This is a genomic window from Photorhabdus viridis, assembly GCF_040256935.1.
Lineage (GTDB): Bacteria > Pseudomonadota > Gammaproteobacteria > Enterobacterales > Enterobacteriaceae > Photorhabdus > Photorhabdus viridis.
In genome coordinates this window covers 1-223 of sequence record NZ_JBEJZY010000541.1, presented here as the reverse complement: position 1 = coordinate 223, position 223 = coordinate 1, and the positions used below count along the sequence as shown (strand labels likewise).

The following is a 223-nucleotide window of genomic DNA, read 5'->3' as shown; positions in this document are numbered from 1 at the left end:
GTCCACCTCGCGGGATGAAAGCCATTACGCGGTGACCCTGGAGCCCCGGCTGGCGTTGCTGTCGAGAAGCCGCCAATTTGCCATTTATCAGAAAATGTCGGTACCGGAAATTGTGGAAAAAATCCTGCGTGAACGTCACGGTTTTCGCGGTCAGGATTTCTTATTCACCCTGGCGTACCCCGGCCCGAAGCGGGATCAGGTGATGCAATACGGCGAAGATGAC

The 223-nt window shown here is 55.6% G+C and carries 1 protein-coding gene; it reads left to right on the top strand.

Going from position 1 to position 223, the window contains the following annotated elements; translation table 11 throughout:
* Positions 1-223: contractile injection system protein, VgrG/Pvc8 family (locus ABR397_RS24460; RefSeq protein ID WP_350307940.1), on the top strand; the 223-nt coding region annotated here is incomplete at both ends.